Below are 21816 nucleotides of genomic sequence, written 5' to 3' on the forward strand. Positions count from 1 at the left end.
GCGAAATTATCCGGTTGAAACGGGCTTATCTGGCCATGGTCTGTGACAGCATCTTGAACCCCAACCTCTCGTAGAGCGCCTTGGCGCGCTCGTTGAATGCCATCACCTCCAGCCGCAACTGGCTGGCGCCCTGCGCCTTACCCCACTCATCGCAATGGGCGATCAGCGCCTTGCCGATCCCCCGGGAGCGCTGCCCCTCATCGACCACCAGGGTGCCGATGCGGCAGATGGGCTCCTTGCTCAGAAACGGGATGCTCTCGTTGATGTCGATGCGGGCGGTCAGAAAGCCCGCCACGGCTCCATCCTGCTCGGCCACGCAAAACAGGCGCCCTTCGGCGGCGATGGCTGCCAGCAGAAAGGTCCGCTCCTCGGGGGATGGTGGGCAGAATACCTGCGGCGCCTGCGCAAAGTGGATCTCCCCTATCTGCCGGTTCAGCTCGAGGATGGCGTCTATGTCCTGCTCGCGTGCCTTGCGTATTTCCAATGAATGCTCCTTGCCTCTGTGTCCTGACGATGATGTGCCCTGGCGATGAGACGGTCTCATCTGTCCCCTTTGGCTTGGGCTCCATCATAGTGGCTGCCGAGCCAGACAAGCCAGACAAGAAGTGCCGCAACAGCCTTTGGCAGGCATCTGAAAACAACAAGGCCCCGTCACGGGGCCTTGTCGACAATCCATGTACTGAGCGGGGGTCAGGCGGGGGCATCCAGCTGGGCCACCTGGCGCTCAATGCTGCCTTTGAGGTTCTCATCGAGCTTGAGGGCGCGCGCCAGCTCGTCCAGATAACCGCGCTCCATGAAGTGATCCACGTCGATGGCAAGCAGGGAGGCGAGATAGACCTCGGTCGCCAGCTCCATGTCGGTCACTTCCCGCGCCAGAGCATGGGGATCGAGCGGGCGAGCCAGTTCGGCATCGATCCAGCGGGCTGCATCGCTCTGGCCCTGCTCGGTCAGGTACTGCTGGATCTTCTGACGCTCGTCGTTGTCGATATGGCCGTCGGCCCGGGCCGCCGCCACCATGGCGCGCACCAGGAGGGCGGCTCTGGCATCCAGCGCATTGCCCTGCAGGGTATCGAGGGGCTGGGTCGGCTGGGCCGGGGCAGACTGCTGGGCCTGCCAGTCCTGATAGAGTTTGTAGGCCAGGCCGCCGAGGGCCGCCGCGCCGCCCACCGCCGCCACCTTGCCGCCATATTTGCGCACCTTCTTGTTACCAAGCAGCAGGGCCATGGCACCGGCGGCGAGGCCCCCTTGCGCCATCCCCTTCATCTGCGCCTTGCGGCTGTCGCCACCTTCGTTGAGCCAGCCCTTGCCAGCTCCCATCAATTGCTCCAGCATTTGTTTCATGGGACCTCCTCGTTGGATGGTGAACCATGCTGAACCTGCCCCACTGAACTCAAGGTGAATGGATGCCACTGCCCCGCCTGCTGTCGCTGACCCTGCTGACCCTGATGGCGTTCGCCGCCAACTCGGTGCTCTGCCGGCTCGCCCTGTTCGAAGAGCGGATGGATCCCGCCCTCTTCACCCTGCTGCGCCTGACCAGCGGCGCCCTGGTGCTGGTACTGCTGTGCGGCGCGCGCAAAAAATCCCCCCGCCAGGGGGACTGGGGCGGCGCCCTGGCTCTCATCACCTATGGCGCGGCGTTCTCGTTCTCCTACCTCACCCTGACCGCGGGCACCGGCGCCCTGCTGCTGTTTGCCGCCGTCCAGCTCAGCATGCTGGCGCCGCCCCTGCTGCGCGGGGAGGCTCTGCCCCGCCGCCAGTGGCTCGGCCTGCTGCTCGCCATGGCGGGCCTGGTGGTGTTGCTGCTACCCGGCCTCAGTGCGCCGGATCCGCTGGGGGCGGCCCTGATGATAGTGGCCGGCATCGCCTGGGCCGGCTATACCCTGCGGGCCTCACGCTTTGCCGACCCGGTCGCCGCCAACGCCGGCCACTTTCTGCGCGCCAGCCTGCCGGCGGCCCTGCTCTATCTGCTGCTGGGGCAACTGCAGGCCAGCCCCGCCGCCATCGGCTATGCCCTGGCCTCGGGGGCGCTGGCCTCCGGCCTTGGCTATGCGCTCTGGTATCTGGTGCTGCCCCACCTTGGCCGTACCCTGGCCGCCAGCGTCCAGCTGCTGGTGCCCCTGCTCGCCGCCCTGGCCGGGCTCATCTGGTTGGATGAGTCCTGGTCGCTGCGCTTGGTATTGTCGACCCTGGGCATCCTGGGGGGGATCGCCCTGGTCATCGCCGGACGCCCCCCATCAGGAGAAAAATCATCATGAAGATGCTCGTATTGCTGCTCGGTGGTGCCCTCTCGCTCCCCCTGCTGGCCGCAGTGGAGGACAGAGATGCCAAACAGGCCAAGCTGGATGCGGCCTGCCAGCAGGCCCAGCAGCAGCTGGTCGAACAGGGCAAACAACAGCGGATCGACGGCTGCATCAAGGCGGGCGGCAAGGCTGCCAAGTGCCAGCAGGAGTTCGCCAGCTTCGGCCAACGGGAGGGCAACAAGCGGCCCGACCTCAACAACCTGGCCCCCTGCCAGCAGGCTGACGCCTATCGCAAGAGCTACCGGCAATGACTCTCAATCAAGGAGACCCCATGACCCCACCCCGCGAGCTGACCCTGCAATTTCTGGCCGAGCCCGCCGATGTGAATTTCGGCGGCAAGGTACACGGCGGCATGGTGATGAAGTGGATCGATCAGGCTGGCTACGCCTGCGCCGCCGGCTGGTGTGGCGGCTATGCGGTGACCGTCTATGTGGGGGGGATCCGCTTTCTGCGCCCCATCCAGATAGGCCAGCTGGTGGAGGTGCACGCCCAGGTGATCCACACCGGCACCACCAGCATGCACCTGGCGGTGGATGTCTACAGCCGCCACCCGACCCAGCGAGAGCGCCACAAGACCACCCACTGCATCATCATCTTCGTGGCCATGGACGAGCACGGCAAACCAACCCCGGTGCCCCAGTGGCAACCGCAGAGCGAGAGCGATCGGCAGCTGCAGCAGTACGCCCTCAAATTGATGGCCCTGCGCGAGCAGATCGATCAGGAGATGCGCCAGCACCTCTAGCCGGGTTGCCCGCAACAGCAGACAGGTCCCCATCCGGGAGCGGCCCTGTATAATGGCGTTTTCCCCGTTATGGAGTCTGTCATGTCATTGGAAACTGCCCCGCCCGAGGTCCAGCTCGCGGTGGATCTCATCGAACTGCTGGAGACCAACCGGATTGAGCCGGCCCTCGCCCTGGCGGCGCTGGCCATCGTCTCCGCGGACTATCAGCGCAAGCTCAGCGAAGGCAAGGAGTGCTGAGCAAGGTTGCCTTGCCACCCCACCTTGCACAGGAGGTGTCATGACTGACCCCATCCGTTTTGAAACCGGCCGTCCCATGCAGCTTGCCGGCCTGCGCCGTCACCATGCCTTCGCCCACGCCGACTTTGGCGGCCAATGGCGCGATTTCAGCGCCCTGGGTCCGTTGCCGGGCCAGCTGGGTGAGCATGCCTACGGCGTCATCTGCGGCGTGACCGCCACCGAGTGCGAATACATGTGTGCGGTGGAGGTCGCCGCGCTGGAGGTGCTGCCCAAGACCCTGGGGCGGATGCGCATCGAGCCCCAGACCTATGCCGTCTTCCTGCATCAGGGGCATGTCTCGGCCATGCCGCACACCTGGCAACAGGCGCTGGAGTGGCTGGCGCAGTCCGCTTACCAGTCGGCCCACAAACCCGACTTCGAGCGCTATGGCGCCGCCTTTGACCCGGACACCGGCAGCGGCGAGGTCGAACTCTGGCTCGCCGTGCTGCCGCGCCAGGCCATCGCCTGAGCATACCGCGCTCTGCCCTGGTAAACCGGCCAGGTTTAACCCAGACGAGGGGCTGACTCGGCGCTCGGGCGGTGCAAGGATATGGCTCCCCTACTGCCCGAGAGTTGTTATGGATAACCAGGAATGTCGCGACCAGGCTGGTCTCTGGAGCCGCTCCGCCCGCATCATGACGCTGGCCTGCCTCATCGTCTTCATGGCCCAGATGGCCACCACCGTTTACCTCCCCTCCCTGCCCGTGGTGATGACGGATCTCGCAATGACCCGGCAGGGGGCCGAGCTCTCCATCTCGCTGTTCGTCATCGGCGCCGCCTTGCCGGTGCTGTTCTGGGGCGCAGCCGCCGATCGCTACGGTCGCCGGTTGCCTCTCGCCCTGTCACTCTTGCTGTTTGTCGGCCTCAGCCTGCTGCTGGCCACCACCAGCCAGGGGCCGCTGCTGCTGATCCTGCGTACTCTGCAAGGGGTAGCGGCCGGCGGCGCGGCCATCATCGCCCGCATCCTGGTGCGGGATCACTGGCACGGCGATGAGCTGGCGCGCCGCCTCTCGGTACTTTCCATCGCCTTCATCACCGCCCTCGGCGGTGGTCAGTGGATAGGCGGCCTCATCAGCCGTTATGCCCATTGGCAGCTGGGATTCGTGCTGATGGCCGGGGTCGGTGTGCTGGCGCTGCTCTTGATGAGCAGCCTGGCGCTGCAGGGGCCCAATCCGGCGGCGGCGAGCGGCGGCATGTGGGCCCGTTACGCCAGCCTGCTGCGCCGCCCCGGCTTTTTCTGGCCGGCCTGCGCCGGCGGCATCGGCTTTGCCATCACGGTGACCCTGCAGGAGGTGAGCCCCTTCGTGCTGCAGCAGGGGTTTGCCCTCGAGGTCACCACCTTCGGCAGTCTGGGGTTGCTGATCGGTATCGCCTACTTCGCCGGCGCCATGACGGTCAACCGGCGGGTCGCCCGGGTGGGAGGCCGCCAGCTGATGCGCCAGGGGGCCGCGCTCATTCTGCTGGCTGCCAGCGGCATGCTGCTGCTCTGGGCACTGGGCGCCCTACAGGGCAGCGGTGGCTTGGTGGCCATGATGACCTGCTACTGCCTCATCATCTTCGGGCAGGCGGTGCTCTTTCCCAACAGCATGGCGTTGGCGGTGAGCGATGGCCGCGAGCACGGCGCCTATGCCATGGCCCTGTGCGGCTTCCTGCAGCAGGGGGTGGCCGGGGTGGCCGCCGCCGGCGCCACCCTGGTGAGCCATCACGGTGCCTGGGCCCCGCTCGTCTTCACCCTGGCGCTCATCACCCTGCTCATCGTGCGCACCAGGGTGCGCTAAGCAGGCACCTGCCTACGCCCCCTCAACCCTCCGCGGGCCCCATCACCCGATCACACAGGCTGGTGAGGGCCTCACTAAGGCGTGTGAGCGGTTCGCCACGCTCCGCCCCCAGGTGCAGCGCCAGCTCCACTGGCGCCACCGCCGGCCAGTGGGTCAGCTCTTGCTGATCCGGCTGCAGCAGGCGCCGGGGCAGCAGGCTGACCCCGATCCCGGCGCTCACCGCCCCCTGCAGGCTGGCCAGGCTGGCGCTGACGTAGGCGATGCGCCAGCGCCGCCCCATCCCATCGAGCACCTCGGTCAGCTGCCGCCGATAGAGCCCTTCGCTCGGGAATACCACCAGCGGCAGGGGATCCCGCTCGCTGGCGGGCCAGGCACGGCTGTCGACCCAGGCCAGCGGCTCACGCCAGCAGGCGCGCGGCGCCCCCTGTCCCCGCGCCTGTTTGACCAGCGCCAAGTCCAGTTCGCCGGCCTCGAAGCGCTGCCAGATCTCGTGGCTGAGGCCGCTGTGCACCTCCAGCCGCACCTGCGGGTAATCGCGGGCAAAGGCTGCCAGCACAGGGGCGATGGCGCCGGCGGCAAAATCCTCCGGCACTCCCAGGCTCAGCTGCAGGCTGGCCTCGGCCACCTGCTCCTCGGCCCGGGCCAGCAGGGTCAGGATGCTGCGGGCCAGCCCCAGCAGCTTCTCCCCCTCTGCCGTGGTCACCACCTGGCGACCGGAGCGGTCCAGCAGCGGGCAGCCGAGCTGCTGTTCGAGGCGCCGCATCTGCTGGCTGATGGTGGACTGGGTGAGGTGCACCCGTTCACCGGCACGGGTAAAACTGCCGCTGTCGACGATGGCGACAAAGCTGCGCAGCAAGAGGGGATCCAGCATGGTGACTCCATTTACAAAACCACTGGATGTCATTCTATCATTTAATTTCCCCATGGCTGGCTTCCCCGCTAGGCTGGTCTCCTCCCCTTGCCTCGAGGATCCGCCATGTCCCACTCCCTTGTCGAACCCGCCGGCTCACGCCTGATCGCCTCGCTCACCACCAATCCCACTCATCAGGAGTGGCTGGAGCAGGCGCTGCAACTGGCTCTTCATAACCGCCAGCAGGGAGGCCGCCCCTTTGCCGCCCTGCTGGTGCAAGGCAACCAGCTGGTGGCCAGCGCCGTCAACGGCATGCACCAGGATGGCGACCCCACCCGCCACGCCGAGCTGGAAGCCCTGCGCCAGGCCAGCCAGGTCGGGCCGCTGGCGGGCGCCATCGTCTACGCCAGCGGTCACCCCTGCCCCATGTGCCTGAGCGCCCTGGTGATGAACGGCATCGCCGCCGTCTACTACGCCTTCGATAACGAGGATGCGGCCCCGTTCGGCTTTGACAGCACGGCCGCCTACCACAAGCTGGGCCTGCCCCTCGCGCCAGCCCCCCTGCCACTCATCAAGCTGCCGAGCCCGCTGGCCGCCGCCGAGCTCTATGGTGCACCAGACCATGGTTGAGGCCCGCATCGATACGCGCCAGCAGCAGGCCCTGCTGGTGCTGGTGATCCTGATCGGGCTCAACCTGCGGCCGTTTCTCACCGCCATCGGCCCCCTGAGCCGCGACATTGCCGAGGCGCTCGGGCTTGGCATGGATACCCTGGCCTGGCTGACTCTGCTGCCGCTCTGGCTCATCGGCGGCGGCGTGCTGCTCACCCCGGCCCTGCGCAGTCGCAGCGGGCCGCGCCAATTGCTGGGGGCGGCCCTGCTGCTGCTGGGCATGGGCAGCGCCATGCGCTTCGAGGCAGGCAGCGGCGCCCTGCTCATCGCCAGCGCCGCCCTCTGCGGGCTGGGCTCGGCCCTGGTGCAGGGGGTACTGCCCGGCCTCATCAAGCAGGCGTTTGCCCAGAAGGTACCGCTGGTGATGGGCATCTTCTCGGCCTGCATGATGGGAGGCGGGGCCCTGGGTGCCAGCCTCACCCCGCAGCTCGCCGCCCGGCTCGACTGGTCCCAGGCGCTGGCGCTGTGGAGCCTGCCGGTGCTGCTGGCCATGGGCTGGCTCAGTTGGCGGGTACGGCTGCCCGCAGCGCCGGTGGCTGTCTCCGGCGGTGGCGAGCAGCGCCTCATCAGCCTGCCCCGCAGCTGGCTGCTGATAAGCTGCTTTGGCATCATCAACAGCGGTTACGGCATCGTGGTGGCCTGGCTGGCGCCGGCCTACATGGCACTGGGCTGGAGCCCCCAGCAGGGGGGCGAGCTGGTGGCCTGGCTGGCACTGGCCCAGACCATGAGCGGCCTCGGCCTGCCGCTGCTGGCCGCCCACCGGCTCGACCGGCGGCCCTGGATGGGATTGGCCATCGCCATGCAACTGGCGGGCTTTGGCGGCCTCTGGCTGGCGCCGACTGCCGCCCCCATCCTCTGGTGCATGCTGTGCGGCGCCGGGCTTGGCGGCAGCTTCTCCCTCATCATGGTCATCGCGCTGGATCACCTGCCGGATCCGCGCCGTGCCGGCACCCTCAGCGCCCTGATGCAGGGGTTCGGCTTCATGCTGGCGGCCACCGGCCCCTGGGTGGCGGCCCGCCTGCATCACCTGAGCGGTGACTTCGCCGCCGCCTGGCAGTGGCAGCTGGCCGGCCTGGTGCTGATGAGCCTGCTGGTGTTGCGCCTCGACCCGCGCCGCTACCCGCGCGCCATGAAGCTGGCCACGGCCTCTCCTGCCCCCGCCCCCATCAACTGATCTGTGCTTGCCTCCTCTTTTCCAGATGAGGAGGCAAACTCACCCCCCTGCTATTCCTTCCCATCCTTTGCTCGCTTTCCGGTATCGGGCCAGCTGAGCAAATTATCAGCAAAGCACTTCATATCCATTTGATTTGTAACACATTAAATCTTCCCATATGGAGGGTTGTGCTGCCATATGAGCCCATTAAGGTAAGGCACTCAGACGAGAATTAATCTCGTTTCGTCTGACAGGGAAGAGGCTGTATTCATCAGGGAGGAGAGCGCCACGCGCCAGTGGCTTTGCTATCACACAAAGGAAATTACATGCAGACAAACACAAAATGGGCTTCTCTACTCGGTGGCTTGGCCATGCTAGGCGGTGCCATCTCACCGGTCATGGCCGACGAGTCATTCAACCTGTGGCAGGAGTGCGCCACCCGCTGCACCCTGGATCTGGCCCAGGGGGTGCGCGCCAGTCAGCTCGATGTCGCCAGCCTGCTGGGCGGACAGGCCGATTCCGGGGTACTGCACTACTCCATGGTATTGGAAGAAGGGGGAGACAGCCTCAAGCTGGCCCTCGGCAATGCGCTGACCTTGCGCACGGATGGCACCACCATCACCCTGACCAGCGCCACCGCGGGCAAGGGCCCACGCACCTACAGCTATACCCGCCAAGGACGCGGCAACTGGTCGCTGCACTGGCTGGTTCCCGTCGGCGACGATGCGCCCGCCAGCATCAAGGTCTTCTTCCATGAGCTGGATGCAGGATCCGAGGTGAGCCATATCTCCCCCATCTACAGCATCGAAGTGAGCGACGACCTGCTGCGCACCATGGCCAGCAACTCGACGCTCTTCGTCAGGCACGTGGAAAACAACGAGATCAATCGCAGCCTCACCCTCAGTGCGGCCGGTGTCGGCTTCGTGGCGGCGCCCACCCAGCACAGCCGTCAGAAGCGCTGGAGCGAGTGGCATACCGGCAAGGTGCTGTGCCTGCTGGATCCGCTGGATGCGGTCTACAACTATCTGTCGCAGCGCACCTGCAACCTGGGTGATACCTGGGAAGGCAAGGTCTACCGGGTATTGGCCGGGGCACCCGCCTCTCACGACACCCATATCGTGCCGACCGCCATTAGTCATCGGCTGCACTTTGCCAAGGGAGACGGTCTGGCGGCCCTCACCACTCATCAGGTTTGCGCCATCCCCCTTGAATCCCTGGCCAGAAGCCGTCAACCCAGAGGCTGGGAAGAGCTCAGCCAGTGTGGCTATCCGGTCCACAATCTCATCACCCTCTATCTGCTGACCCGCCTGCCATGGTCCCAGCTTGATACCGTGATCACCCAGGCGCTGGCCAACACCACGCCAGAGGATGGCTCAACGCCACGAGGGCAGCTGGCGCAAGCCATTCGGGAAAACCCGGCCCAGGCACGGCTGGCCCTGAGCATGGCGGCCGCCCAGAACGATGCCTTTAGCCACCAGCAGGCGGGCAATAGCCAAGAGCAGGCCGCCAGCGCCGACGTGGTCAATCTCACCTGCCCCGCCGCCGATCTCAACTGCCTGGCGCCGGCCGACAGTGCCGATGCCCTGCAGGAGCGGGACTATCCGAACGGAGCCAACTTCCTGGGTGACGGGGACGAGGTCAGCTTCAGCACGGCCGGTACTCGCAACTGGTCGGTGACCCGCCTGGAGCAGGCCCATCGCCAGCTGCTGGCGCGCGGTTATCTCTTCGTCGGTTATCACGGCACCTTCCTCGAAGCCGCCCACAGCATAGTGTTTGAGGGGGTGCATGAACGGGATCAATCCTCCATCGCCCCCTGGCAAGGCTTCTATGTCGCCGGCGATCCGGCCCTCGCCTACGGTTACGCCCAGGATCAGGAGGCGGATGCCCGTGGCCGCATCCGCAATGGCGTGCTGCTGCGGGTGTATGTGCCGCGCGCCGCACTGCCCCGCCTCTACGCGACCCAGCAGACCCTGGCCGATCCCGGCGCCGTCGATGGGGTCGGCCGCCTGATTGGTCACCCCCTGCCGCTGCAACTGGAGGCCATCACAGGACCGGAAGAAGAGGGCGGACGCCTGGAAACCATTCTGGGTTGGCGGCTAGCGGAGCAGGCGGTGGTGATCCCCTCCACCATACCGACCGATCCGCGCAATGTCGGCGGCGATCTTGACCTTGCCAGCGTGCCGCAGGAAGAGAGCGCCATCAGCAGCTTGCCTGATTACACCACCCAGCCCCGCGAAGACCTCTGAATCGCAGGTCATCGATACAAAAACACCGGCCTGTGGCCGGTGTTTTTTCCTGTCAACGCGGGGAGTGAGAGGGGGCTTAACGCCCCTTCTTCTGTCGCCCACCCTGACCGGCACGCGGTTTGCCGGCGGCCGGTTTGGCCCCCTTGTTCGGGGCGCCTTTGCCAGCGCTACCTTTGGCCGAACCGCCTTTTGCTGCGCCGCCTTTGCCCGCAGCACCCTTGCCTGCCGGGGTCCGTTTCTCGAACGCCTCCGGGCCCGGCACGTTGGGGCGGCCACCAATCTCGTGATCGTCATCGCGCCGTGGCTTCTTGCCCGGTGCCTGCTTGCCACCTTGCACCGCAGGTGCCTTGGGTTTGCCACCCTGGGCATTGGCCGGTTGCGCCCCCTTGGCAGGTTTCACCTCGGAGGAGGAGTCTTCAATCAGCTTGAACAGCTCGATCAGCTCGTCACCGTCGAGATCGCGCCACTCGCCCACCGGCAGCCCCTTGAGGCTGACGTTCATGATGCGGATACGCTCGAGCTTGGTCACCTCGAAGCCGAAGTGCTCGCACATGCGGCGGATCTGGCGGTTCAGCCCCTGCACCAGGGTGATGCGAAACACGAACGGTGCCTCTTTCTTCACCTTGCACTTCTTGGTGACGGTGCCGAGGATCGGCACCCCGGCCGCCATCCCTTTGATAAAGTCGTCGGTCACCGGCTTGTCGACGGTCACCAGATACTCTTTCTCGTGATCGTTGCCCGCTCGCAGGATCTTGTTGACCAGATCGCCGTGGTTGGTGAGGAAGATGAGCCCCTGAGAGTCCTTGTCGAGCCGGCCGATGGGGAAGATGCGGGTGCTGTGGTTGACGAAGTCGACGATGTTGTCCTTCTCCCCCGCCTCTGTGGTGGAGACGATGCCCACCGGCTTGTTGAGGGCGATGAAGACCAGGCTGTCCGCCTCACGCGGCTCGATCACCTGGCCGTTGACCTTGACCAGATCCCCGGCAAACACCTGATCCCCCACCCCGGCCCGCTTGCCGTTGATGAAGACACTGCCCTGCTCGATGAAGCGATCGGCCTCGCGACGCGAGCAGATGCCGCTCTCGCTGATGTATTTGTTCAGACGCATGGATTCATCAGCCAGCATGGGTCACCTGCCAGCGGCCCACGGCCTGCTCATGTCTCATCAGAGCGCGGGATGGCCGGCTCACCAGGTCAAAATTGTGCATATCACTCCATCTTTAAAACCGGCCTAGGTCGGCCTTGTCAGCAAAAAACGCCGGCACATTAGCACATTGCTATGCCGCACACGCAGGATAGTTGCACCCGGCCCGCCCCCTTCTCGCAAAATGCGCGCCGCGTCACGCCAAAACGGCGCGCAATGCGTCCCCATATAACGGCGCCGCAGGCGGCAAGTGCCACCATGAAAGCGCCTTATCCCCAGACCTGACAATGCCCAAAGCCTCACCCCCTGGCGCCTCTCATCTACCTCATCCCGGCCTGCTGCCTGTACTTATCATCTTGTTTCCCTTAGGCTTTAAGCCAGATTTCGAGCTTTAGTACGGCTGCCGTGGACGCGGGGCCGCCTCTCTTTTATCAGTGCCAAGGACTCGCCCATGCTGGCTCGCACCCGCCGCCTCGTTCGCCGCCTTCTTCTCAGCCTGCTGGGCTTGCTGCTGCTCGGCTGGGCCCTGATCGCCTACTTCGCCTGGCAGGCTGAACCGCTGCAACCCTGGCACACCCTGGTACCGCCCGAGCTCAGCGCCGAGCAGCTCGATAACAGCGACTGGCAGGCCTATCTGGCCCACGAGCAGCAGCTGTTCGAGCTGGTGACCAAGGAGGTGATCGCCAGAACACCGCCGGAGCAGCAGCTCGACAGCAATCGCTACTATCAGGATGCCCCCATCAATCCGGCTCATTTTGAGACTGACTGGAACCGCTCCTATCTGCTGCGCCCGAGCGGCGAGGTGAAAGGGGTGGCGGTGTTCCTGCACGGTTTGACCGACTCCCCCTACAGCCTGCGCCACCTGGCCCAGCGCTACCGCGAGCAGGGCTTCATCGCCCTGGGGCTGCGCCTGCCGGGCCACGGTACCGTGCCGGCCGGACTGGTCGACATCGACTGGGAGACCTGGCTGGCCGCCACCCGGCTGGCGGTACGCGAGGCCAGAGTACTGGCGCCAAGCCCGCTGCCGCTGCATCTGGTGGGGTTTTCCAACGGCGGCGCACTGGCGGTGAAATATGCGCTCGATGCGGAAGGTGACAAGACCGGCACGCTGGCAAGGCCGGATCGGCTGGTGCTCATCTCCCCCATGATAGGGGTGACCCGCTTTGCCCGCTTCGCCGGCCTCAAGGCGGTGCCCGCCCTGCTGCCCGCCTTTGCCAGCGCCGCCTGGCTCGACACCATGCCGGAGTTCAATCCCTTCAAGTACAACTCGTTCCCGGTCAACGGCGCGCGCCAGTCTTACCGGCTGACCCACGCCATCCAGCAGCAGGTGCGTGAGCAGGCCGCCAGCGGCGAGTTGGCGGCCTTCCCGCCCACCCTCACCTTCCAGTCGGTGATGGACTACACCGTCAGCACCCGCTCCATCATCGCCGATCTCTATCACTTCCTCCCTGCCAACGGCAGCGAGCTGGTGCTGTTCGACATCAACCGCGGCACCCTGTTCGGCCCCTTGCTGAGCAGCGCCTCCGAACTGGCGCTGAGCCACCTGCTGCCGCGCCCGCCGCTCTCCTACCGACTGACGGTGGTGGGCAACCAGGCGCCCACCAGCACCCGCACCCAGGCCAGCAGTTTGCCGGCCGGCGGCGGGCCTGAGCAGATCCAGCCCCTCGACATCGACTACCCCAGGGAGATCTACTCTCTCTCCCACGTGGCCCTGCCCTTCCCGATGGATGACCCCCTCTATGGCATGGCGCCGCGGCCCGAGCAGCGCGAGCAATACGGCATCAATTTGGGGGGGTTGGCCCTGCGCGGTGAGCGCGGGGTGCTGATCGTCAACCCCGGCGCCCTCACCCGCACCTCCTCCAACCCCTTCTTCCCCTATCTGCAGGAGAAGGTGATAGAGACGCTGACGGCGCCTGCCCAACCGCCGGCCGGCAAACAGCCAACCCCGGTCTGGGACAGCGAAGACGAGGCCGCCTATCAGGCGGAGCGGGAAGCGTTTCTAAACGATGGGCAGGAGAGCGAGGCGCCCTTCTAGGGCACTGGCCAGGACCCGTTGCGGCTGTGTGTCAAGATAGAGCCAGCGCGGGGCCTCTCACCACTTGCCCCAATCGCCCCGGCAGAACGGTATCCACCGTCAATCACCCGATACCAAGCGCCATCAGGGATAGCGGCTGATCTCAATCAGGTTGTGATCCGGATCCAGGCAGTAGACCGACTCGATGGGGCCGCAGGCCCCGCTCTTGGTTACCGGCCCCTCCACTATCTCCACCCCGTGGCAATGGAGCTGGGCGATGACCTGTTCCAGCGGCCAGCGGGTGATGAGGCAGAGATCCCCCGAGCCCACCTGCGCCCGGTTGCGCGGCTCCTGCCCCAGCAGTTGCAGATTGATCTTCTGGTTGCCAAAGCGCAGGGCCCGGCGCCCCGCCCCAAAGGTGATGGCTTCCATGTTGAGCACTGAGCTGTAAAACGCGACGGCACGCTCGATGTCACTGACCGTCAATACCAGATGGTCGATATGGCTGATCATGTCCCCTCCTGGCTGATGTGTCTCGATAGCGCTGGCCCGACAGACTGGCCTGTGGGCCCCCTCATCATACCCAATTGCCTACCAATCAACTGTGCCGAATGGCGCAAAGATGGCCGAGCAAAGCCGCTAGCTGAGTGAAGGCGGCGTTGGCCTGATCACTGCGTATGATAAGCCTCTTACAGGCCACAACTAACGTAATTGGTTGATGATGAACACATTATTGTACCGATACAGCTGAAATAAGGTGTCGATTGGATTATGATTCGCGCCATATCAGGTAACTCGAATGGGGCCATCCCGATCATGTCGGGGCGAGAGGCGACCGAGAAACAGTGCTGAGGAGCCCGTTTTGCGCGAGTCATGGACAGAAGAGGAACTAAGGGCGACGGTCAGCGCCTACCTGGCGATGCGCACCATGGAGCAAAATGGCATCCCCTTCGTCAAGAAGCGCTATTACACCGAGCTCGCTAACCAGTTTGGCCGCACCGAGAAGGCATTCGAATATCGAATGCAGAACATCTCCTACATCTGCGCCCTGCTAGGACGAACCTGGGTATCAGGTCTCAAGCCGGCTAAGAACGTGGGTCCCCACAATGCCCCCATCATAGAGCGCCTGCTCTGTGAACTCGATGGCCAACCCTATACCGGCAAGGCTGCCTTTGAGCATCAAGTGAGCCGCTACCAGGCCAAACCAACACTCCCCATGCCGACGGGCATTCAAGAACCAGAGCAGCGTTATGGGGCCAGTCCTGGCTATGGGCGAGATCCAAAGGTGAAGGCTTGGGTATTGATGACGGCGGCGGGCCATTGCGAAAGCTGCGCACAACCAGCCCCTTTTCATGCCACCACGGGGGAGGCCTTTTTAGAGGTGCATCATCTGCGCACACTCGCAGAAGGGGGTTCGGATACCATCAGCAATACGGTGGCGCTCTGCCCTAATTGCCACCGTGAGCTGCACTATGGCGTCAACCAAGCACAAAAACGTGAGGCCCTTTACCAGGCGCTACCCAGACTGGTACGAGAATAACGCGCCTTCTTCACTCATAAAAAATGGCTCGCCATTGGCGAGCCGTTTTCGTCGGGGTCAGCAGGGGATCCGCTCGATGCGGCCACCGCTCAGTTTGAAGAAGGCATCCTGCGGCAGCTCCTGCAGCCAGGTGGTGGTGTAATCCAAGTCCGCATAGGCGCCGCGCAGCATGGCGCCGAACAGCCCGTGAGAGACCACGATGGCGCGCTCGGCGATCTGCTCATCCTGCAGCCAGTTCAGGGCCCGGCCTTGAATGCTCTGAAAACTCTCCCCCTCGGGGGCTTGCAGATACCAGTCTGGCTGTTCCAGATCCAGCTCGGGGTGGGCCGCCAGCAGCTCGGGCACCCGGCGACTCTCCCACTCTCCCATCCCCAACTCCATCAGCCGCTCGTCCCAGACGATACGCGCTTGCTCCAAGCCAAGCTGCTGGCACACCCGCTCCGCGGTCTGGCGCGCCCGGCCGAGGGGGCTGGCGTAGAGGGTCCAGTCGGCAGGCTCGGTCAGCAGCTGGGCCAGACGGGCCCCCATGGCGAGGGCCTGAGCTTCGCCCTTGGCGGTCAGTTCGGAGTTGCAGCGCCCCTGCAGTCGCAGTTCGGCGTTGTAACGGGTCTGGCCGTGGCGCAGCAGATAGAGGGTACGGGACATGGTTTCTCCAGCAGGTTCAACGAGATAACAAAAACAAGAGAGGCATGGTAGCAGATGTGCCGGAGCAGCCAAGGCACAGACGGGGGAAAGAAAAAAACAAAACGGGTCAATGGTGACCCGTTTATGCCGGCAGGCTCCGCGCTCAGCCCTTCTTGATCTCCCGCAGATAGCGGTAGATGGAGTGAACCGAGATGCCGAGCTGGCGGGCCGCTATCTGGGCGCTGTCCTTGAGTTCGAAGATGCCGAGCTCGTGCAGCTGGTTGACCATGACCCGGGTCTTCTGGGACGGGGGCACCGCCTCGTTGCCGCGCACCTCGGCACTGACGGTGTCGATGGTGCTGTTGAGGGCCTCGTCGATGTTGCGGGCAAACACCTCCGGGGTGGCGTGACCATCGTGGCCGTGCAAACACTCCGGCATCATGGTGCGCAGCACGGATTGCAGCGGGGCATCCATGTCGGTGTTGATGCAGAGCAGACCGATGGCCTGCCCCTCGCCGTTGCGAATGACGGTGGTGAGCGAGCGCAGCGTCTTGCCGGTGGCGCACTTGGTCATGTAGGGGCTGGAGATATCCTGCCCGCTCTTGAGTTTCATCATCGCCAAGTTGGTGATGGGGGCTCCGACACTGCGCCCCGTGATATGGCCGTTGGCAATCTTGATGATCGACGGATTGCGCGCATCCAGGCTATGCAGCAGCACCTCGGTGTGCTGACCATACATGGCGGCGATGCCGTCCACGATGATCTCCATCGCCTTGAGGATCTCGAAATCGGTCTGACTCAGCTCTTGCAGCTTCACATTGAAACCTTATAAAAGGGCCGCCGACCCGGGCAAGGGCGGCAGCCGACAGGGACACTCAGGCGGACATGATATCAATAATGGTGCTGTCTGTGGCAGACATGCCGTCTTTGACCATCTGGCCCACGTTGCGAATGGTCTGCTCCACGTTGCCCGCCACTATCCCCTGCCCCGACACAGCATGGCTGTTGAGCGCCATCAGGAAACCGCGCACCGCCGCCCCGGAGGAGGTGCTCACCTTCATGGCGCAGGATGCCTTGGCGCCGTCGCACACCATGCCGGCGCTGTCGCTCAGCACGTTCTGGATGGCGTGGCAGGATTGCTCGAAACTGCCGCCCGCCAGGTAGACCATCGCCATGGCCGCAGCCGCGCTGGTGACCGTGTTGCCGCAAAAGGCCGACAGCGGCGGATAGTGGGACTTGATGTAGATGGCCCCCAGGTGGCTCATGATGAGGGCGCGGGCCAGTTGCTCTTCGCTGGCACCGAAGCGCTCGGCGATGACCACCACCGGGATGGTGGCGGCGATGCCCTGATTGCCGCTACCAAAGTTGCTCATGGCCGGCAGGCTGGCGCCCCCCATGCGGGCATCGGAGGCCGCCGCGGTGCGCATCACGATGCGGTTCATCACGTCCTCGCCGATGAGGCCGGCCTGGATGTTCTGCTGCATGGTGCGGCCGATCTCGAGGCCATAAGGGTTGTTCATCCCCTCGTCGGAGAGTTTGCTGTTGAGCTCGGAGGCCTGCAGGATAAAGCGGATCTGCTCGAACTCCACCTGGGTGGCAAACTCATGAATGGCGGCGATGCTGATGTCGACCCCGTCGCAAATGGCACCGGTGGCGCCGCCCTGGCCCTGCTCGGCCGTGAAGGTCACTTCATCATTGCGGCGCTGCTCGACGATGCGGGTATGGCCGCCGCACAGGGTCACCTCGGCGCTGTGCTCGGAGCCCTCTGCATCAAGGCCCAGCAAGCGGACCCGGCAATAGATGAACTCGGGGGCCGAGGTGCGGCTCACCTGCACCTGGCCTGCATCGATCAGCGCCTGCGCCTCTGCGACCTGGGCCGGCGTGATGGCGGCCAGCACCTCCAGCCCGGCCTCGGCGTTACCGCCGATGGCGCCGGCAGCCGCCGCGATGGCCAGCCCGATCTTGCCGGTGCCCGGCACATAGACCCCCATGGAGTTCTTGTAGAGGTTGTCCGACACCACCACCTCCAGCCGGACGGGCTTGCAGCCCAGTTGCCGGGCGGCGACGGCGGCGGCATAAGCGGCGGCGATGGGCTCGGTACAGCCCAGCGCCGGTTTGACAACCTGTTGAATAATCTGCAGATACTGCTGCCACGCTTGCTTCATCAGAACACCCTTTCTATCAACATTAACCAGCGATGTGAGCGATCGCTTCCACTTCCACCCTGACACCCATCGGCAGATCCTTCACCGCAAAGCAGCTGCGGGCCGGGCAATCTTTCAGGAAATAGCGTTTATAAACCTCGTTGAACGCGGCAAAATCACTGATCTCGGCGAGATAGCAGGTGGTCTTGAGCACGGTATCCAGGTTGCCGCCGGCGGCCTCCAAGACATGCTTGAGGTTCTCCAGCGCCTGACTGCTCTGGGCTTCGATGCCCCCTTCCACCACGCCACCCTGCTGTTTGCACACCGGCAGCTGGCCAGAGGTAAAAATGAGGTCGCCATAGGCTGTGCCATGGCTGTAGGGACCGATGGCATCGGGTGCGGCATCCGCCACTATGATCTTTTTCATATCGCCACTCCTTAAAATGCAATTATTTTTGCAATCATTTGTAATCAACAGTCTTGTCTTGTTCAACATTATTTGCTCATTAATCATTTCATTCAACAAAAACCTGCAAAAACAGCGATAAATTCGGTAATAGTGCAAATGGAAAGCGTGATCAGCCTCCCTTTTTGGGTACAAGAGCGATAAAAGGCATTGTTTTGCCACTTTTTATTCAACTATATTTGCATTTGATTTTTACCCCTACAAAAACAAGGTATTTTATGGACGCGCACAGTACGACACTCACCCGGCCCGTGATGGGCACGCTGGAATGGAAAGAAGCGGTTCGTTTTGACAGCACCGACTGGGGCTGGGTCATCATGAGCATCGGCATGGCCATCGGGGCGGGGATCGTCTTCCTGCCGGTGCAGGTAGGATTGATGGGGCTGTGGGTGTTTCTATTGTCGGCGGTGATCGGCTACCCGGCCATGTACATGTTCCAGCGCCTCTTCATCAATACCCTGGCCACCTCGCCTGAATGCAAGGACTACCCCAGCGTCATCAGCGGCTACCTCGGCAAGAACTGGGGCGTGCTGCTTGGCGCCCTCTACTTCGTGATGCTGGTGATCTGGGTGTTCGTCTACTCCACCGCCATCACCAATGACAGCGCCTCCTTCCTGCAAAGCTTCGGGGTCACCCAGCAACTGCTCTCCGAGAATCCCTTCTACGGGCTGGTACTGATCTGCGCCCTGGTGGCACTGGCCTCGCGCGGCGAAAACCTGCTGTTCAAGATCTCCACCTTCATGGTGCTGACCAAGATCAGCGTGGTGGCAGTGCTCGGCCTGATGATGGTGGGCAAATGGGATGCCGCCAACATCACCGCCATGCCGGCCAGCGGTGACTGGCTGAAGGATGCCATCGTCATGCTCCCCTTCACCCTCACCTCCATTCTCTTCATCCAGAGTCTGAGCCCCATGGTGATCTCCTACCGCTCGCGGGAAAAATCCCTGGAAGTGGCCCGCTTCAAGGCGATGCGCGCCATGAACATCGCCTTCGGCATCCTGTTCGTGGTGGTGTTCTTCTACGCCGTCTCCTTCACCCTGGCCATGGGCCACGAGCAGGCGGTCAAAGCTTCCGAGGAGAACATCTCGGCGTTGGCCATGGTGGCCCAGGGCATGCCGGGCCAGACCCTCAAGCTGCTCAGCCTCACCCTCAACATCTTCGCGGTGATGACCGCCTACTTCGGCGTCTATCTGGGCTTTCGCGAGGCTTGCCAGGGGCTGGCGATGAACCTGCTGCGCCGGGTGATGCCGGAAGATCGCATCAACAAGGGGCTGGTAGGCAAGGGCATCATGGTGTTCACCGTGCTGCTCTCCTGGGGGGCCATCGTGCTCAACGCCCCAGTGCTGAGCTTCACCTCCATCTGCAGCCCCATCTTCGGCATGGTAGGGTGCCTCATCCCGGCCTACCTGGTCTATCAGGTGCCGGCGCTGCACAAGTACAAGGGGGTCTCCCTCTACATCATCATCGTCACCGGTCTGCTGCTCTGCGTCTCGCCCTTCCTCGCCTTCAACTGATCTGGCGGCACCCTGTGTCATCGGCGGCGGGCCACCCTGAGGGTGGCCCGTCTGTTTGACCCATTCAGCCCCCTTCCTGAGTGAAAAAGCCAAGAGGATCACAACTTCCACCGCCCTTCCAACCGAGCCTCCCCGGCGAGGAGTAATATCCAGCCATCCCGCTACATGCCCCCCTCGGGGCCCGAGGCTTCATATGAAATGGATATTCATGCCCGCCATCCGGCTCGGCAATCAGCTCTCCTTCAAGTACAAGTTTTTGCTCTGGTCATGCCTGATGCTGCTGCCGCTCGCCTACAGCATGACCAACCTGCTGGGCCGGCTGCAGGACGACAATGCCCAGGCCCGCAAGGAGCTGGCCGGCGTGGTCAAGCTGGCACCGCTGCCCGCCATCGAGCAGGCCCTGCTGACCCATCGCAACCTGGTTACCCGGCACGGCTATGAGCAGAACCCGGTCGGCGAGGAGGAGGTCAAGGCCGCGGCCCGGGCCGTCGATGCGAGCCTGGCCGCCTTTGCCGCCAGTGGACAGCAAAACCCCACCTTTGATGCCCTCGCCCAGGGCTGGGCCGGCCTGCAAAACGAGGCGCTGGGGCTCGAGGTGGATCAGAGCAACCTGCGCCACGACAAGCTGCTGACCGAGGTGCGCCACCTCTACAAGAGCATTACCGCCGCCAGCAGCCTGGTGCAGGATCCCGCGCTCGGCACCTACTACATGGTGGTGCTCGCCAGCGAGCGGTTGCCGCAGCTGCGCGATCTGCTGGCCCAGGTACGGGATCGCGCCGCCACCATCGCCGACTTCGGCCTATTTCAGGCGCAAGGGTATAGCGCGCTGCGCTTTCGCCTCGACCTCATCAACGCCACCCTGCAGGAGTTGGAGGCCGACCTGACCCTGCTCTACGAGATGGCGCCCACCTATCGCAGCGAGCTTGGCCAGCAGACCGACGCCCTGTTGCAGCAGGCCCATCAGGGGATCGATACCCTAGAAAACAAGATGATGAAGGATCAGCAGGTGCAGCTCTCCAGCAAGGAGGTGCTGGCGCTGGGGGATGGGCTGGATGCCGCCATCACGGCGCTGGCCGGTCAGGTGCGCCAGCGGCTGGAGGCGGACCTGCACCAGCGCATGACCGCCAACCAGCGCCACTTCTGGTGGGTGACCGGGCCGCTGACCGCTATCCTGCTGGTCTATCTCTACCTGATGATCGGCGCCTATCTCTCCTTGCGCGCCACCGTGGGCCGGGTGCGGGAGATCGCCGCCCGGGTCAACGCCCAGGATCTCGGCCAGCAGATCGAAATCGTCGGCCAGGATGAGCTGGCCGCCATCAGCCGGGATTACAACGTGACCCTGCAGACCCTGCGCACCCTGATGCTGCGGGTGCGGGAGAACGGCGTCAGCGTGGTGGAGAGCGCCACCGAAATCGAAGCGCGGACCTGCCGCTCCCAGGAGGTGATCGCCGATCAGCAAGGGGAGACCCACCAGGTGGCCACCGCCATCAAGGAGCTGGCCGCCACCTCCCACGACATGGCGGGCAACGCCCAGCAGGCCGCCCGCATGACCCAGGAGGCGCAGGCCGTGGTGAGTCAGGGCGAGGCAGTGGTCGAGCGAACCATCACCGCCATCGACCACATCAACCGCGAGGTGCTGCGCACCGCCGAGGCCATCGGCCAGCTGGAGCAGCAGTGCAGCCAGATTGGTGGCGTCATCGGGGTGATCCGCGGCATCGCCGAGCAGACCAACCTGCTGGCCCTCAACGCCGCCATCGAGGCGGCCCGCGCCGGCGAGCAGGGGCGCGGCTTCGCGGTGGTGGCCGACGAGGTGCGCTCGCTGGCCAGTCGCACCCAGGGGGCCACGGTCGAGATCCAGCAGATGATCGAGCAGCTGCAAACCGGCGCCCGTGCCTCGGTCAGCGCCATGTCCGCCGCCAGCCGCGAGGCGCAGGAGGGTGTCGGTCTGGCCCAGGAGGCCCAGCAGGCCTTTGGCGCCATCACCGAACGGGTGGGCAGCATGGTCGACACCAACTCGGTGATCGCCAGCGCCATCGAGCAGCAGGGGGCCGTGGTCAACGAGATAGAGCGCAACGTGGTGCGCATCTCCGATGGCAGCGACGAAGCGCTGCAGGTAGCCAACGCGGCCCGCGACGCCGCCCGCCAGATCCACCAGCTCACCGAGCAGCTGCGTGCCATGGTGCAAAGCTTCGTGCTCTGAGCCGGCGCCCGTCACCCACGCCAGCCCCTTGCCGGGGCTGGTTTTTTTGCAAATTCAGACGGCCGGGCAGCATTGTTTTTCTTGGCGAAAAAAGTATCGACTACCCATTGTGCGATGAGATGAAAGCGGGGTAATCTGCAGCCACAACAAGATTCG

General features: G+C 64.3%; 22 protein-coding genes. 13 read left to right on the forward strand and 9 right to left on the reverse strand.

Features of this window, described 5'->3' with window-relative positions; genetic code table 11:
* Positions 1-25 precede the first annotated feature (25 nt).
* Positions 26-544, reverse strand: coding sequence for a GNAT family N-acetyltransferase (locus AB5Y81_RS05825; RefSeq protein ID WP_279484548.1), 519 nt, complete (start codon positions 542-544; stop codon positions 26-28).
* A 146-nt stretch (positions 545-690) separates the two neighbouring features.
* Entirely contained in the window at positions 691-1341 is a 651-nt protein-coding gene (locus AB5Y81_RS05830; RefSeq protein ID WP_017766005.1) for a tellurite resistance TerB family protein, read from the reverse strand.
* Between the two features lie 62 nt (positions 1342-1403).
* On the opposite strand from AB5Y81_RS05830, the gene AB5Y81_RS05835 reads away from it, so the two are divergent.
* The 6 genes from AB5Y81_RS05835 (at position 1404) to AB5Y81_RS05860 (ending at position 5096) form a co-directional block, all read left to right on the forward strand.
* Positions 1404-2255 carry a DMT family transporter gene (locus tag AB5Y81_RS05835; protein ID WP_279484549.1) on the forward strand — a complete coding sequence of 284 codons (852 nt, stop codon included), beginning with the start codon at positions 1404-1406 and terminating at the stop codon, positions 2253-2255.
* Complete coding sequence (locus AB5Y81_RS05840; RefSeq protein WP_279484550.1) at positions 2252-2551, forward strand: hypothetical protein; 300 nt, start codon at positions 2252-2254, stop codon at positions 2549-2551. Before AB5Y81_RS05835 ends, AB5Y81_RS05840 begins: the two co-directional genes overlap by 4 nt.
* 20 nt (positions 2552-2571) lie before the next feature.
* Positions 2572-3042 carry an acyl-CoA thioesterase gene (locus tag AB5Y81_RS05845; protein WP_017784440.1) on the forward strand — a complete coding sequence of 157 codons (471 nt, stop codon included), beginning with the start codon at positions 2572-2574 and terminating at the stop codon, positions 3040-3042.
* Between the two features lie 81 nt (positions 3043-3123).
* A complete protein-coding gene (gene rsmS, locus AB5Y81_RS05850) occupies positions 3124-3279 on the forward strand; it encodes a pleiotropic regulatory protein RsmS (protein WP_010634402.1) in 156 nt (51 codons plus the stop codon).
* A 40-nt stretch (positions 3280-3319) separates the two neighbouring features.
* Entirely contained in the window at positions 3320-3787 is a 468-nt protein-coding gene (locus tag AB5Y81_RS05855) for a GyrI-like domain-containing protein (protein ID WP_279484551.1), read from the forward strand.
* A gap of 109 nt (positions 3788-3896) precedes the next feature.
* Positions 3897-5096, forward strand: a complete 1200-nt coding sequence (locus AB5Y81_RS05860) for an MFS transporter (RefSeq protein ID WP_279484552.1) — start codon at positions 3897-3899, stop codon at positions 5094-5096.
* A 22-nt stretch (positions 5097-5118) separates the two neighbouring features.
* Here AB5Y81_RS05860 and AB5Y81_RS05865 read toward each other — a convergent pair whose 3' ends face one another.
* Entirely contained in the window at positions 5119-5967 is an 849-nt protein-coding gene (locus tag AB5Y81_RS05865; RefSeq protein WP_279484553.1) for a LysR family transcriptional regulator, read from the reverse strand.
* 105 nt (positions 5968-6072) lie between these two features.
* Between AB5Y81_RS05865 and AB5Y81_RS05870 the strand changes: the two genes are divergently transcribed.
* From AB5Y81_RS05870 to AB5Y81_RS05880, 3 genes are all read left to right on the forward strand, one after another.
* A complete protein-coding gene (locus tag AB5Y81_RS05870) occupies positions 6073-6576 on the forward strand; it encodes a nucleoside deaminase (protein ID WP_279484554.1) in 504 nt (167 codons plus the stop codon).
* Positions 6569-7789 (forward strand): cyanate transporter, encoded by a 1221-nt coding sequence (locus AB5Y81_RS05875; protein ID WP_279484555.1) that lies wholly within the window; start codon positions 6569-6571, stop codon positions 7787-7789. The genes AB5Y81_RS05870 and AB5Y81_RS05875 overlap by 8 nt, the downstream gene beginning before the upstream one ends.
* Positions 7790-8133: 344 nt before the next feature.
* Positions 8134-10014, forward strand: coding sequence for an exotoxin A binding domain-containing protein (locus AB5Y81_RS05880; protein ID WP_341536330.1), 1881 nt, complete (start codon positions 8134-8136; stop codon positions 10012-10014).
* A 76-nt stretch (positions 10015-10090) separates the two neighbouring features.
* Here AB5Y81_RS05880 and rluF read toward each other — a convergent pair whose 3' ends face one another.
* The gene (gene rluF, locus AB5Y81_RS05885; protein WP_279484557.1) at positions 10091-11140 is read right to left on the reverse strand and encodes a 23S rRNA pseudouridine(2604) synthase RluF; all 1050 of its coding nucleotides are present in this window, start codon (positions 11138-11140) and stop codon (positions 10091-10093) included.
* Between the two features lie 469 nt (positions 11141-11609).
* Here rluF and AB5Y81_RS05890 point away from each other — a divergent pair, with 469 nt between their 5' ends.
* The gene (locus AB5Y81_RS05890; protein ID WP_279484558.1) at positions 11610-13193 is read left to right on the forward strand and encodes an alpha/beta hydrolase; all 1584 of its coding nucleotides are present in this window, start codon (positions 11610-11612) and stop codon (positions 13191-13193) included.
* 123 nt (positions 13194-13316) lie between these two features.
* Here the strand turns inward: AB5Y81_RS05890 and AB5Y81_RS05895 are convergent, their stop codons facing one another.
* The gene (locus AB5Y81_RS05895; RefSeq protein WP_005299484.1) at positions 13317-13685 is read right to left on the reverse strand and encodes a VOC family protein; all 369 of its coding nucleotides are present in this window, start codon (positions 13683-13685) and stop codon (positions 13317-13319) included.
* A 349-nt stretch (positions 13686-14034) separates the two neighbouring features.
* Between AB5Y81_RS05895 and AB5Y81_RS05900 the strand changes: the two genes are divergently transcribed.
* Positions 14035-14712: an HNH endonuclease signature motif containing protein gene (locus AB5Y81_RS05900; protein WP_240035824.1), complete on the forward strand. Its 678-nt coding sequence runs from the start codon at positions 14035-14037 to the stop codon at positions 14710-14712.
* A gap of 57 nt (positions 14713-14769) precedes the next feature.
* Here AB5Y81_RS05900 and AB5Y81_RS05905 read toward each other — a convergent pair whose 3' ends face one another.
* The 4 genes from AB5Y81_RS05905 to AB5Y81_RS05920 all read right to left on the reverse strand — a co-directional run bounded on the left by AB5Y81_RS05905 (position 14770) and on the right by AB5Y81_RS05920 (position 17907).
* Entirely contained in the window at positions 14770-15357 is a 588-nt protein-coding gene (locus AB5Y81_RS05905) for a phosphoglycerate mutase family protein (RefSeq protein ID WP_279484559.1), read from the reverse strand.
* 142 nt (positions 15358-15499) lie between these two features.
* On the reverse strand, positions 15500-16153 hold the full coding sequence (locus AB5Y81_RS05910) for a transcriptional regulator (RefSeq protein ID WP_005299461.1): 654 nt from the start codon (positions 16151-16153) through the stop codon (positions 15500-15502).
* A 58-nt stretch (positions 16154-16211) separates the two neighbouring features.
* Positions 16212-17501: a serine dehydratase subunit alpha family protein gene (locus AB5Y81_RS05915; RefSeq protein ID WP_279484560.1), complete on the reverse strand. Its 1290-nt coding sequence runs from the start codon at positions 17499-17501 to the stop codon at positions 16212-16214.
* Positions 17502-17523: 22 nt separating this feature from the next.
* On the reverse strand, positions 17524-17907 hold the full coding sequence (locus AB5Y81_RS05920; protein WP_065018725.1) for a Rid family detoxifying hydrolase: 384 nt from the start codon (positions 17905-17907) through the stop codon (positions 17524-17526).
* A gap of 257 nt (positions 17908-18164) precedes the next feature.
* Here AB5Y81_RS05920 and AB5Y81_RS05925 point away from each other — a divergent pair, with 257 nt between their 5' ends.
* Together AB5Y81_RS05925 and AB5Y81_RS05930 are read left to right on the forward strand one after the other, a co-directional pair.
* A complete protein-coding gene (locus tag AB5Y81_RS05925; RefSeq protein ID WP_005299451.1) occupies positions 18165-19460 on the forward strand; it encodes an amino acid permease in 1296 nt (431 codons plus the stop codon).
* A gap of 193 nt (positions 19461-19653) precedes the next feature.
* Positions 19654-21660, forward strand: a complete 2007-nt coding sequence (locus AB5Y81_RS05930) for a methyl-accepting chemotaxis protein (protein ID WP_043169990.1) — start codon at positions 19654-19656, stop codon at positions 21658-21660.
* Positions 21661-21816 lie beyond the last annotated feature (156 nt).

It is taken from the genome of Aeromonas sp. s2 (genome assembly GCF_040907935.1).
Lineage (GTDB): Bacteria > Pseudomonadota > Gammaproteobacteria > Enterobacterales > Aeromonadaceae > Aeromonas > Aeromonas dhakensis.